12 protein-coding genes are annotated in these 12837 nt (G+C 71.8%); 2 read left to right on the top strand and 10 right to left on the bottom strand.

Annotated features, from left to right (window positions below; all coding sequences use genetic code 11):
• Nucleotides 1-45 precede the first annotated feature (45 nt).
• The 6 genes from mltG to QUG98_RS09350 form a co-directional block, all read right to left on the bottom strand.
• A complete protein-coding gene (gene mltG, locus QUG98_RS09375; protein ID WP_289470280.1) occupies nucleotides 46-1659 on the bottom strand; it encodes an endolytic transglycosylase MltG in 1614 nt (537 codons plus the stop codon).
• Nucleotides 1660-1749: 90 nt separating this feature from the next.
• Complete coding sequence (gene ruvX / locus QUG98_RS09370) at nucleotides 1750-2193, bottom strand: Holliday junction resolvase RuvX (RefSeq protein ID WP_289470328.1); 444 nt, start codon at nucleotides 2191-2193, stop codon at nucleotides 1750-1752.
• An 8-nt stretch (nucleotides 2194-2201) separates the two neighbouring features.
• The gene (alaS, locus tag QUG98_RS09365) at nucleotides 2202-4859 is read right to left on the bottom strand and encodes an alanine--tRNA ligase (protein ID WP_289470279.1); all 2658 of its coding nucleotides are present in this window, start codon (nucleotides 4857-4859) and stop codon (nucleotides 2202-2204) included.
• 56 nt (nucleotides 4860-4915) lie between these two features.
• Nucleotides 4916-5098: a hypothetical protein gene (locus QUG98_RS09360; RefSeq protein WP_289470278.1), complete on the bottom strand. Its 183-nt coding sequence runs from the start codon at nucleotides 5096-5098 to the stop codon at nucleotides 4916-4918.
• 130 nt (nucleotides 5099-5228) lie between these two features.
• On the bottom strand, nucleotides 5229-5858 hold the full coding sequence (gene rpsD, locus QUG98_RS09355; RefSeq protein ID WP_058726527.1) for a 30S ribosomal protein S4: 630 nt from the start codon (nucleotides 5856-5858) through the stop codon (nucleotides 5229-5231).
• A gap of 253 nt (nucleotides 5859-6111) precedes the next feature.
• Nucleotides 6112-7515: a replication-associated recombination protein A gene (locus QUG98_RS09350; RefSeq protein ID WP_434533428.1), complete on the bottom strand. Its 1404-nt coding sequence runs from the start codon at nucleotides 7513-7515 to the stop codon at nucleotides 6112-6114.
• Between the two features lie 108 nt (nucleotides 7516-7623).
• On the opposite strand from QUG98_RS09350, the gene QUG98_RS09345 reads away from it, so the two are divergent.
• Both QUG98_RS09345 and QUG98_RS09340 read left to right on the top strand, forming a co-directional pair.
• Nucleotides 7624-8436, top strand: a complete 813-nt coding sequence (locus tag QUG98_RS09345) for a peptidylprolyl isomerase (protein ID WP_289470277.1) — start codon at nucleotides 7624-7626, stop codon at nucleotides 8434-8436.
• Between the two features lie 148 nt (nucleotides 8437-8584).
• Complete coding sequence (locus QUG98_RS09340) at nucleotides 8585-9817, top strand: DUF349 domain-containing protein (RefSeq protein WP_289470276.1); 1233 nt, start codon at nucleotides 8585-8587, stop codon at nucleotides 9815-9817.
• A gap of 211 nt (nucleotides 9818-10028) precedes the next feature.
• On the opposite strand, the gene QUG98_RS09335 is transcribed toward QUG98_RS09340, so the two are convergent.
• From QUG98_RS09335 to truB, 4 genes are all read right to left on the bottom strand, one after another.
• Nucleotides 10029-10991: a bifunctional riboflavin kinase/FAD synthetase gene (locus tag QUG98_RS09335; RefSeq protein WP_289470275.1), complete on the bottom strand. Its 963-nt coding sequence runs from the start codon at nucleotides 10989-10991 to the stop codon at nucleotides 10029-10031.
• A gap of 8 nt (nucleotides 10992-10999) precedes the next feature.
• On the bottom strand, nucleotides 11000-11440 hold the full coding sequence (locus QUG98_RS09330; RefSeq protein ID WP_058727268.1) for a hypothetical protein: 441 nt from the start codon (nucleotides 11438-11440) through the stop codon (nucleotides 11000-11002).
• A 72-nt stretch (nucleotides 11441-11512) separates the two neighbouring features.
• Nucleotides 11513-11878, bottom strand: a complete 366-nt coding sequence (locus QUG98_RS09325; protein ID WP_289470274.1) for a hypothetical protein — start codon at nucleotides 11876-11878, stop codon at nucleotides 11513-11515.
• Entirely contained in the window at nucleotides 11875-12837 is a 963-nt protein-coding gene (truB, locus tag QUG98_RS09320) for a tRNA pseudouridine(55) synthase TruB (RefSeq protein ID WP_289470273.1), read from the bottom strand. The genes QUG98_RS09325 and truB overlap by 4 nt, the downstream gene beginning before the upstream one ends.

Genomic DNA, 12837 nt, shown 5'->3' with positions numbered 1-12837 from the left:
CTCCCACAGGGTCCGGTCGTGCGACGCGACCGGACCCCAGCGGGCCTACTGGTACTCGGGGTGTGCCCGGAGCCAGGCCTGGAACTGCTTCACGGCGACCTGGTGCTCCGCGTACGTGTCCGAGAAGACGGTCTCCCCCGTGTCGAGGTCCACCGTCACGAAGTACAGCCACTTCCCGTCGGCCATGTTCGTCACGGCCTTGATGGCCACGTCGCCGGGGTTCGAGATCGGCGCCGGCGGCAGCCCCTTGTGCACGTACGTGTTGTACGGGTTCCCGGCGTCGGCACGCTCGGCGTCCGTCGTGGTCACCTTGTGCGTGTTGCCCGTCCCGTAGGCGACGGTCGCGTCCGACTGCAGCGGCATGTCGATGTCGAGCCGGTTCTGGAACACGCGGGCGACCTTCGGGTAGTCGGCGGCGAGACCGGCCTCCTTCTGCACGAGCGACGCGAAGACGACCACGCGCTCCTGGTCGGCCTCGGCGACGCCAGCGGCCGCCAGGTGCTCCTTCATGGTGTCCACCATCGACTGGAAGTACTGCTCGGCGGTCCACCCGGGGTTGATCGGGTAGGTCGCCGGGAAGAGCCAGCCCTCGAGCGTCGTCGTCCCCGCGGGCAGGCCGTACGCCTGCACGTCCTTCGCGGCTGCGGTCACCTCGGCCTCGGACAGACCCGCCTTCGACACCATGCCCGCCTCGATGTCCTGCAGCGCGGTCCCCTCGGGGATCACGATCGAGGCCTGGACGCGGTTGTCGGAGTCCTTGAGCGCGGCCAGGGCCGCCTTCGAGCTCATCTCCTTCTTCAGCTCGTACGACCCTGGCTGGAACGAGACGTCCGGCGAGGTCAGCAGCAGCTTGTAGAAGACCTTCGAGCTCTTCACGACCCCGCTGCGCTGCAGGGTCTTGGCGACGTCCTCGCCGATGTCGCCCTGCTTGATGGTGATCGTCACCTTGCTCGTGCCGTCGCCCGTGTAGTCGTCGGGCTCGCTCGACCCGCCGATCGCGCTGACCAGCTGCTGCACCTTGGGTGCGGCGAACGCGTACGCACCGACGCCGCCGACCAGGACGAGCGCGACGATCACGATCCCGGCGATCAGCGGTCCGCGACGCCGCCTCGGTCGCGGTTCGCGGGGCGGCCGGGAGGCTCCACCGCCTCCGCCCCCTCGCCCACGTCCGCCTCCGGTCCCGCCGACGCCGTGGTCGCCCCCGGCAGGTCCGCTCGCGGCAGCAGCGGCCCCGCTCGCAGCGGCCGGCGGTCCGGCGGGACCGCTCGCGCCCCGCGCCTCCGGGTCCTGTCGAGCACCGGCGCGGGCCTCGCGCACGGCCTGCGCGTCCGGCGCCCGGAGCTCGCCCGTGAGCAGCGCGCGGACGTCCGGGTGGAGCTCGTCGTCCGAGCGTGCGACCGGAGCGTCCGCCGGGGAAGTCGGTCGCGCCGCGGCCGACTCCGACCCCCACGCACGCGGACCGGGCTCCGCGGCGGCGGCACCGTCGGGCTCCTCAGCCGGAGCCGAGACCGGGCGCGCGGACTCCGCAGCCTCGGCAGCGCGTGCCTCGCGGCGGGACATCGGTCGGTCGGGCTCCGCGGCGGGTTCGGTCGTCCGCCGTCGCCGCCCGGCGTCGTCGCCGGGCGCGATGATCGCGTCCCAGTCCAGGTCGTCTGCCAAGGGATCCTCGGTCTCTCGGGTCGGGGGGCTCCACCTGGGCCCCGTCGGTCCGGGGACGACGGTCTCCCGACCCGTCCCGGGGCCGGTCGGTCAGGGGAGCGTTGCGCCGGGAGCGGCGCTGGACGCACGCTCGTGGTCGAGCGCGTGTTGCAGGATGATAACAGCGGCCGCTTGATCGATCACGGCCCGGGACTTCTTCGTGTTCCTGCCGGCCTGGTGCAGACCGCGCTGCGCCGTCACCGTCGACAGCCGCTCGTCGACCAGCCGGACCGGCCGGTGCTGGGCCAGCAGCTCCGCGAACGCCCTGGCGTCCGCGGTCGACGGGGTGTCGTCGCCGGACATCGACAGCGGCAACCCGACGACGATCTCGATCGCGTCGTACTCGTCGGCGAGCTCGACGATCCGACGGACGTCGGCCGCCTGCGCCCGCGCCACCGTCTCGACCGGGGTGGCCAGCAGGCCGTCCCGGTCGCAGACTGCGACGCCGATGCGGGCCTTGCCGACGTCGACCCCGAGGCGGCGCCCCGGACGGATCGGCACGCTCAGCCCGCCAGTCGCGCGGTCACGGCGCGCAGAGCCGCGGGCAGTGCCGCCGCGTCCGTACCACCGCCCTGGGCGAGGTCCGGCTTGCCGCCACCGCCGCCGCCGAGCACACCGGCGGCCTCCTTGGCCAGCGGTCCCGCCTGCACACCGGCAGCCCGGGCCGCGTCGTTGGTCGCCACGATGACCACGGGCTTGCCGTTGACCACGGCGCCGAGGACCACGACCGCGGCCCCGTCACCCAGCTGCCCGCGCACGCCGGTCGCCAGGGAGCGCAGGTCGTCGCCGGACTGCAGCCCGTCGACCGTCTCGGCGACGACGGTCACGGCGCCGACGGTCGCGGCCTGCCGTGCGATCGACGGCACCCGCTGCTGCAGGTTCGCCGACTCGAACTCGGCGATCCGCTTCTGCGCGGTGCGGAGGTCCTCCATCAGGCCCTGCACGCGGGTCGGCAGGTCCTCGCGGGGGGCCTTCAGGGCGGTCGAGAGCTGCGACACGATCGTCCGCTCGACGGCGAGGTCCCGGAAGCCCTCGAGCCCGACGAGCGCCTCGACGCGGCGGTTGGTCGAACCGACGCTCGACTCCCCCACCAGGTTCACGAGACCGACCTGCGCGCTGGAGGCCACGTGCGTGCCACCGCAGAGCTCCCGCGACCACGGGCCGCCGATGTCGACCATGCGGACCTCGGCCCCGTACTTCTCGCCGAAGAGCGCCTGCGCGCCGAGGGCCTTCGCCTCGTCGAGCGGGAGCACACGGGTCTGCACGGCGAGGTCGGAGCGGATCGCGGCGTTCACGACCTCCTCGATCTCGGAGCGGGTGGCGCCGGAGACGGGCTGCGACCACGAGAAGTCGAGGCGCATGTAGCCGGACTTGTTGTACGAGCCGGCCTGGAGTGCCTCCGGACCGAGCACGTCGCGCAGTGCCGCGTTCACGAGGTGCGTCGCAGAGTGCGCCTGGGTCGCCCCGCGGCGGTACTCGGCGTCGACGACCGTCGTGGCCGCGTCGCCGACGCCCACCTCACCCGAGCGGACCTGGACCGTGTGGCTCCAGAGGCCCGCGACGGGGCGCTGCACGTCGAGCACCTCGAGGTCGAAGCCGTTGCCGACGATCGAGCCCTGGTCGGCGTCCTGACCACCGGACTCGGCGTACAGCGACGTCTCGCCGAGGATGACCTCGGCGATGTCCCCGGCCACGGCGCGGTCGACGCTGACACCGCCCACGATGATCCCGAGCACGGCGGACTCGGCCTCGAGCGCGTCGTAGCCCAGGAAGACCGTCTCGCCCTGCGCGCGGAACGCGCTGTAGACGCTGAGGTCGGCGAGGGCGGTCTTCTTGCTCTTCGCGTCGGCCTTCGCCCGGGCACGCTGCTCCGACATCAGGGTCTCGAACGCACCGCGGTCGACGCGGACGCCGGCCTCCTCCGCCATCTCCATCGTCAGGTCGATCGGGAAGCCGAAGGTGTCGTGCAGCAGGAACGCCGTGTCGCCGCCGATCGCCGGGGCGCCGTCCTGCTTCGCCCGCTCGACCGCGACGTCGAGGATCGTCGTGCCCTGTGCCAGCGTGCGCAGGAACGTCTCCTCCTCCGCGAAGGCGATCCGGGCGATGCGGTCGAAGTCGCTCGCGACCTCCGGGTACGCCTCCCGCATGGCGTCGCGCGACGCCGGGAAGAGCTGCGGGAGGGTCGCGCCCTCGACGCCGAGCAGGCGCATGGCCCGGACGGTGCGACGGAGCAGACGACGGAGGATGTAGCCACGACCCTCGTTCGACGGGGTGACACCGTCCGCGATGAGCATGAGCGAGGAGCGGACGTGGTCGGCGATGACACGCATCCGGACGTCGTCCTCGTGCACGGCGCCGTACCGACGACCGGAGATGCGCGCGGCCTCGTCGAGGACCGGGCGCACCTGGTCGATCTCGTACATGTTGTCGACGCCCTGCTTGATGAAGGCGACGCGCTCGAGCCCCATGCCGGTGTCGATGTTCTTGTTCGGCAGTTCGCCCGTGATCGTGAAGTCGTACTTCGACCGCACGTCGGCGATCTGGTACTGCATGAAGACCAGGTTCCAGATCTCCACGTAGCGGTCGTCGTCGGTCGCGGGGCCACCGTCGACGCCGTACTCGGGACCACGGTCGAAGAAGATCTCCGAGCACGGTCCCGCGGGACCGGGCTGGCCGGTGGACCAGTAGTTCGTGTCCTTGCCGAGGCGCTGGATGCGGTCGTCCGGCAGCGACGAGTGCTGCTTCCAGAAGGCGATCGCCTCGTCGTCGTCCTCGTACACGGTGACCCACAGGTCGTCGGCGGAGAACCCGAGGCCGCCGTCCGCCTCCGCGGTGGTCAGGAACTCCCAGGCGTACTGGATCGCCTGCTCCTTGAAGTAGTCCCCGAACGAGAAGTTGCCGTTCATCTGGAAGAACGTGCCGTGGCGAGGGGTCTTGCCGACCTCCTCGATGTCGTTCGTGCGGATGCACTTCTGCACACTGGTCGCACGCGGGTACGGCGCGGGGATCAGCCCGGTCAGGTACGGGATGAACGGGACCATGCCGGCGACCGTGAAGAGCAGCGACGGGTCGTCCGAGACGAGCGACGCGGACGGGACGACGGTGTGTCCGCGGTCACCGAAGAACTGGAGCCAACGGCGGCGGATCTCTGCGGTCTGCATGGTGCTTCCTGATTCAGGTCGGCGGAGGGTGCGTGGGAGCCGGGGCGCGGGAACGCTCAGGCGTCGTTGCGGAGTTCGGCCTCGCGGGAGCGGTACCCGTCGGCCACGGCGTCGGTGAACGCCTTCGTCCGGGCGTCGACGTCCGCGAAGAGCCGTGCGCCACCGGGCGTGTGCGCGATCCGGTGCGCGGCGGCGAACCCGATGACGACGCCGACGGCGACGAAGAACAGCTGCTTCACGGTGCCTCTCCCTCTCGCGCACGCGAGCGGTGCGTGCCCGAACGAGTGTAGTGGCGCGGGGCGGCCGGGACGCCGAACGGCGGGCCGTCCTCCTGAGAGGACGACCCGCCGTTCGGGTGTGATCCGTGGATCAGCGAGCTGCGTAGTACTCGACGACGAGCTGCACTTCACAGGTCACGGGGACCTCGGCGCGCTTCGGGCGACGGACCAGGCGGGCCTGGAGCTTGTCGATCTCGACCTCGAGGTAGCCCGGGACCTTCGGCAGGACTTCCTGGTGCCCACCGGCGGCGGCGACCTGGAAGGGCTCGAGGGACTCGGAGCGCTGCTTCACGTGGATGAGCTGCCCCTCCTTCACGCGGAAGGACGGACGGTCGACGAGCTTGCCGTCGACCAGGATGTGGCGGTGCACGATCAGCTGACGGGCCTGCGCGGTGGTGCGGGCGAAGCCGGCACGCAGCACGAGGGCGTCGAGGCGCTGCTCGAGGAGCTCGACGAGGTTCTCACCCGTCAGGCCCTTCGTCTTGCGGGCCTCTTCGAAGACGATGCGGAGCTGCTTCTCGCGGATGCCGTACTGGGCGCGCAGACGCTGCTTCTCACGGAGGCGGACGGCGTAGTCGCTGTCCGCACGACGGCGGGTGCGGCCGTGCTCACCGGGGCCGTAGGGGCGCTTCTCGAGGTACCGGGCCGCCTTCGGCGTCAGCGGGATGCCGAGCGCGCGCGAGAGGCGGGTCTTGCTGCGGGTGCGTGACTTGGTAGACACAGGGTCCTTTTCTCTGTCTGAACTGAATGACTCGCCGGGCACGCGACCGACCGCGGGCGACGGGCGCACGTGGGTGGTCGATCCCGACGACGGGATCCAGAGGGATGAGCCTGTGGGATCGGACGGCTACAGTCCGAACCTCTGCCCCCGTCCCACCGGGGTGGGACTCTGTCCTCGGCGCAGCCGCACGCGAGGACCAGGACGTAGGCCCGTCAACGATAGCAGCATCGGGACGCCGGGTGAAGCACCGGGCTCACTCGCCGCGTGTGATCCTCCGGAGTCGTTCGAGCCGGGGACCGACCTCGCGCTCGTACCCGTTCCCGGTCGGCGTGTAGTACTCCGTGCCCTCGAGCGCGTCGGGGAGGTACTGCTGGCGGGCGACCCCGTGCTCGGCGTCGTGCGAGTAGACGTAGCCCTTGCCGTGCCCGAGCCGCTTCGCGCCCGGGTAGTGCGCGTCGCGGAGGTGCACCGGGACGACGCCCATCCGCCCGGCCTTGACGTCCGCGACCGCCGCGTTGACCCCGTTGTAGGACGCGTTCGACTTCGGCGCGGTCGCGAGGTAGACGACGGCCTCGGCCAGGGGGATGCGCCCCTCGGGCATCCCGATGAGCTGCACCGCCTGCGCGGCGGCGACGGCGATCGGCAGGGCCTGCGGGTCCGCCATGCCGATGTCCTCGGACGCCGAGATGATGATCCGGCGGGCGATGAACCGCGGGTCCTCGCCCGCCTCGATCATCCGCGCGAGGTAGTGCAGCGCCGCGTCGACGTCGCTCCCCCGCACGGACTTGATGAAGGCGCTGATGACGTCGTAGTGCTCGTCGCCCTGCCGGTCGTACCGCAGCAGCGCCCGGTCGACGGCTGCGGCGACGGTGTCGGCATCGACCAGCGGGACCGTCGCGACGTCGTCGAGCGGGACCTCGTCGTCGTCCGGGTCCGTGGCCGCTGCGGCGATCGCGGAGGACGCCGCGGCCTCGAGCGCGGTGAGCGCCCGGCGGGCGTCGCCGGAGGACAGTCGGACGATCGCCGCCCGGGCGTCGTCACCGAGGACGACCGAGCCGCCGAGACCGCGCGGGTCCTCGACCGCCCGGTCGACGAGCATGCCGAGGTCCTCGTCGGTCAGTGGCTTGAGCGTCAGCAGGAGGGAACGTGAGAGCAGTGGCGAGATCACCGAGAACGACGGGTTCTCGGTCGTCGCTGCGATGAGGATCACCCACCCGTTCTCGACGCCGGGCAGCAGGGCGTCCTGCTGGGCCTTGCTGAACCGGTGGATCTCGTCGAGGAACAGCACGGTGGTCGAGCCGTACAGGTCGCGGTGCGTCAGGGCCTTCTCCATGACCTCGCGCACGTCCTTCACGCCGGCCGTCACGGCGGAGAGCTCGACGAACTCGCGACCGGACTGCCGGGCGATCGCCTGGGCCAGGGTCGTCTTGCCGGTGCCGGGCGGACCCCAGAGGATCACGGAGACCCCGCCGGGGTTCTCGCGCGTGCCGGTGGCGAGCTGCACCAGCGGGCTGCCGCGCCCGAGCAGGTGCTGCTGCCCCGCGACCTCGTCGAGGCTCGTCGGCCGCATCCGCACCGCCAGCGGGACGGACCCCTGAGCCAACCCGGCGCGACCACCCGTCGTGGGCGCGCGCATGCCCGATCGATCCGCTGCCATGCTCCGATCGTAGGCCGCACCACCGACGTGCTGCGTGCCTCCAGGCCGGCGCCGCCCCTCGGTCCGCTACGCTCGTCGGCACAGTCGACGAGAGGTCCGATCAGCACCGTGGCACCGAAGAACCAGGCGCGCGACAACCGCGAGGCGCGTGAGCGGCTCCGTCTGTACCAGGCCCGACAGGGCCTGCACGACCGGCAGCGACGCCGGCGGGTGCGGGACGACGTCGTCGGTGTGGGGGTGCTCGTCCTGGTCGCGGCCCTGGCCACCGGGTCGCAGCTCGCCTTCGCCGGGTCGCAGGCCGGGAGCGCACCGGACGCCAGCGCGAGCGCGTCGTCCACCCCGACCCCCTCGGCGAGTGCGACGGCCGGCAACACCGGGACGGTGCCGAGCAAGAACATCGCGGCCGGGACGACCTGGACCGGCACGCTGACCCTGAACGAGGACGTCCGGCTCGGCATCGAGCTCGACGGGAAGGCAGCGCCGCAGGCGGCGAGCGTCGAGATCGACCTGATCCGCAAGCAGTTCTACGAGGGCACCACGTGCCACCGGCTCGCCGACAGCGCGGACTTCCGGTTCCTGCAGTGCGGTTCCGCCAACGGCGACGGCACGGGCGATGCCGGGTTCCAGTACGGGCCGCTCGAGAACGTCCCGAGCGACGGCCGGTACACCGCGGGCACCCTCGCGATCGCACGCGGTGCGTCGCCGTACTCGCAGTCGACGCAGTTCTTCATCGTCTACGGCGACACGACGCTCGACGGCTCGACGGGCGGGTACACCGTGGTCGGCAAGGTCACGAGCGGGCTCGACGACCTGGAGCGCCAGATCACGTCGAAGGGCATCGCGTCGGCGGGGTCGGACGGCACCGGAGCGCCGAAGGTCGCGACGACGATCACCGGCGCGACCATCCGCGAGCAGGACTGACCGGACCGGTCGGCCCCGACACCGGAGTCCGGTCGTCCACAGCCCGCACGTCCGACTGGCCCCCGGGCCCCTCCGGTGCAATAGGCTGACGACCTGACCGTGCCGACGGGGACGTCGGCGATGCACGACCACGATCGAGGCGAGACCTGTGGGACCTGACGAAGCAACGACCTGGGGCCGGGTCGACGAGAACGGGACGGTGTACGTCCGGTACGACGACGGCGAGAAGGCCGTCGGCGAGTACCCGGACGCCACCCCGGACGAGGCCCTCGCGTACTTCGCGCGCAAGTACGCCGACCTCGAGGGGCAGGTGAAGATCGCCGAGCAGCGCGTCCAGCGCGGCGCCTCGGCGAACGACGTCGCCCGGACCGTCGAGCACCTGCGCACGCAGGTCGCCGAAGCCCGTGTGGTCGGCGACCTGAAGTCGCTCGAGAACCGGGTCGCCGCCCTGTCCGAGCAGGTGGGCTCGCTGACGAAGGAGCAGCAGGCACAGGCGCAGCAGGCGCTCACCGACGCGCTGGCGTACCGGACCTCGCTGGTCGAGGAAGCCGAGTCGCTCGCCGCCGTCGACCCGGCTCGGGCGCAGTGGAAGCAGATCACCGCGCAGCTCGACGACGTCTTCGCCCGCTGGCAGCAACACCAGCACGACGGCCCGCGCCTGCCGAAGAACGAGGCCAACGAGCTGTGGAAGCGCTTCCGCGCCGCCCGTTCGACCGTCGACCAGCACCGCCGCGCCTTCTACTCGGAGCTCGACGCGCAGCACCGCGACGCGCGGAACCGCAAGCAGGAGCTCGTCCAGCAGGCGGAGGCGCTCGCGTCCCGCGGGTCGGACGGCATCTCCGCGTACCGCGAGCTGCTCGACGACTGGAAGCGTGCCGGCCGTGCCGGGAAGCGCCACGACGACGCACTCTGGGCACGCTTCAAGGCCGCCGGTGACGTGCTGTTCGAGCAGCGCCACGCCGAGGCCGCGGTCGAGAACGAGGAGTTCTCCGCGAACCTCGTCGCGAAGCAGGCCCTGCTCACCGAGGCCGAGCCGCTCCTGCAGCAGCAGGACCGGGTCGCCGCCCGTCGCACGCTGACGGACATCCAGCGCCGCTGGGACGAGATCGGGAAGGTCCCGCGCGGCGACGTCCGTCGCATCGAAGACCGTCTGCGTGCGGTCGAGGACCACGTGCGGAGCCTCGAGGACGAGCACTGGAAGGCGTCCGACCCGGAGCGCAAGGCACGGCAGACCGGGCTCGCCAGCCAGCTCGAGGACGCCATCGGCAAGCTCCAGGCCGAGCTCGAGGCCGCGCAGGCCTCCGGTGACTCGCGCAAGATCAAGGAGGCCCAGGAAGCGCTGGACGCCCGCAAGATCTGGCTCGACGCGCTCGGCAGCTGACCAGCACCACGCAGCACGACGCCCCGCGACCGTCGATCGGTCGCGGGGCGTCGTGCTGCGTGGTGCGGGCTGCGTGGTGCGGGCTGCGTGTCCGAGACTCGGGCCGTGCGTCGGTTCTCGTGCTCGGACGCGCGAGACGTGTCGCTCAGGCCGAGACTCGCACATAGCCGGGCCGCCCCGAGGCCGAGCGCGCGGCAGGCCGGGACCGGCGTCAGACCGGTGCGGGCAGCCCGAGCAGCAGACGGATGTCGAGGTCGTCCTGTCGCATCTGCGCCGCGAGCTCGTCCATCGACGAGAACGCGACCATGCCGCGGACGTACGAGACGAACAGCACCGAGATCGTGTCGCCGTACAGGTCGATGTCGACGTCGAGCAGGTGCGCCTCGATCTGCTTCGCGGGCACGCCCTGGAAGGTCGGGTTGTTGCCGACCGACACCGCCGCCGGGTACACGGTGCCCTCGTGCAGCACCCGCGCCGCGTAGACGCCGTCCGCGGGGACGAAGCCCTCGCACGCCGGGTCGAGGTTGGCCGTCGGGTACCCCATCGCACGACCACGCTGGTTGCCGTGCACCACGGTGCTCCGCACGACGTGCTCGCGACCGAGCAGCCGGGCGGCCTCGGCCACGCGGCCGTCACCGAGCAGCTCGCGGATCCAGGTCGAGGAGACGCGTCGCTCGTCGGACGGGCGGACGTCGTCGCGCAGGTCGACGTCGTCGATGAGTTCGACGCGGAAGCCGTGCTGCTCCCCCAGACGACGCAGGAGGTCGACGTCGCCGGCACCGCGGGCGCCGAAGCGGAAGTCGCTGCCGACGAAGACCAGCTCGGCGTGCAGGGTGCCGACGAGGACCTCGGACACGAAGGCCTCCGGCGCCTGCGACTGCAGGTCCTGGTCGAACCGCAGCAGGAGCATCGCGTCGACGCCGATGTCCTCGAGGAGCTCGCGGCGCTGCGCGGTGCTCGTGAGCGCGGGCGGCACGCGGTCGGGGTCGATGACGCTGAGGGGGTGGCGGTCGAACGTCACCACCGTGGAGACGAGGCCCCGCTCACGGGCGGCACGCTCGAGGTGCGCGATCACGGCGCGGTGACCGACGTGGACCCCGTCGAACTTGCCGATGGTGACGGCGCTCGGACCGAAGCCCTGCGCCACGTCGGCGACGTCGTCGTAGTACTGCACGCCGGGCCCTACTCGCCGACCGTGGCCGACGCGGCCGCGGGCTCGGCGACGGCTGCCCGGTGGTGCTTGCGCAGCCACCAGAGACCGGCGATCGGGAGCACCAGCGGCGCGAAGACGTAGCCGAGGCCGTAGTACGACCACACGGTGTCGTCGGGGAACAGCTGGCGGTCGAGCAGCGACAGCGTGCCGACGATCAGCACCCCGGCCATCTCGAAGCCGATGGTCACGCAGGCGACGCGGTACCAGGCTCGACCGGGGACGATGAGCGCGATCATCGCGACGATGTAGACGACGGCCGCGACCGCGCTCAGCGTGTAGGCGAACGGCGCGAACGAGAACTTCTCGATGATCTGGACGACACTGCGCCCGGTGGCCGCGAGGGCGAGGATGCCGTACACGGCGATGAGGACGCGGCCGACGCCGGTCGCGAGGGAGGATCTGTTCGCCACGGCGACGAGTCTACCGACGACGGGTGACGTGCGCGGACGCCGCCGGCACGGCCGACGGCAGTCGACGGCGCGTCAGTTGAGCGCGAACCAGATCTGGTACATCCGGTAGACCATCACCGCGACCGTGAACGCACCTGCCCCGAGGACGACCGTGCTCCACTTCGTCCGGTCGATCAGCGCCCACAGGATCGCGGCCGGCGGCACGAGCAGCACCGACACGGCGTAGACCCCGAACTCGAGCGCGTTGCCCTGCGGCGGGCTGCCGACCGCGGGCAGCACGAGCGAGACCACGCCCTGCGCCACGAGCAGGAGCTCGATCAGGGCGAGCGACCCGACCGTGTAGTCGTTCGGCTTCCAGCCGACGAACCCGACGACCACGGCGAACAGCCCGGCGACCACGGCCACAACGAGCTGCACCCACATGAACCACTCGATCACGCGCGTGCTCCGTCCGTCGTGGTGCCGACCGGGGCCGGCGCCGGGAAGTTCGTGATGACCCGCAGCCGACCACGCCGGACGGAGACGAGACCGACCAGTCGGTCGTCGTCCTGCGCCACGGCCGCGACCGGGCCGTCGTGGTCGGGGTGCTCGACGGCGACCCGCTTGCCGTCGGTCAGGTCCTTCGCTGCGGCTGCGTCGAGTGCCACGACGTCGAACAGTCGACGTGCGACGTCCGCCGGCCGGGCGAGGGCTGATTCGACGTCGACCGAGTCGTCCTCGAGGTCCACCGCGTCCGCGACGTCGAAGGGTCCGACCGCGGTGCGGCGGAGGGCGGTGAGGTGCGCCCCGGTGCCGAGTGCCGCACCGACGTCCCGCGCCAGTGCCCGGACGTACGTCCCCGACGAGCAGTCCACCACGACGTCGAGGTCGACCACGGGGACGTCGGCACCGTCGACGGTGACCGTGTGGTCCTCGCGGCCGGTCACCACGAAGCGGGACACCGTCACGGTGCGGGAGCGCAGGACGACCTCCTCGCCCTTCCTGGCGAGGTCGTAGGCTCGGCGACCGTCGACCTTGATCGCGCTGACCGTCGAGGGCACCTGGTCGATGACGCCGCGCTGTGCGGCGACCGCACGCTCGATCGCGTCGTCCGACACGTCCGCCGCCGCGACACCCGCCGCCGAGGTCGGCGTGCCGTCCGCGTCGTCGGAGTCGGTGCCGACGCCGAGTCGGATCGTCGCCGTGTAGGTCTTCCCGAGGCCGACCAGGTGCGTCAGGAGCCTCGTGGAGGGCCCGGCGCCGAGCAGCAGCAGTCCCGTCGCCATCGGGTCGAGGGTGCCAGCGTGGCCGATCTTCTTCAGGCCGAGACGCCGACGTGCGATCGACACCACCCGGTGGCTGGAGATGCCCTGCGGCTTGTCGACGAGGAGGATGCCGTCAGGCTGAGGAGCGACCAC

Origin of the sequence: Curtobacterium subtropicum (assembly GCF_030362975.1) — a bacterium.
Classification (GTDB): Bacteria; Actinomycetota; Actinomycetes; order Actinomycetales; family Microbacteriaceae; genus Curtobacterium; species Curtobacterium subtropicum.
Note: the sequence above shows the minus strand (reverse complement) of the source record. Positions and strands in the feature narration are given on the sequence as shown.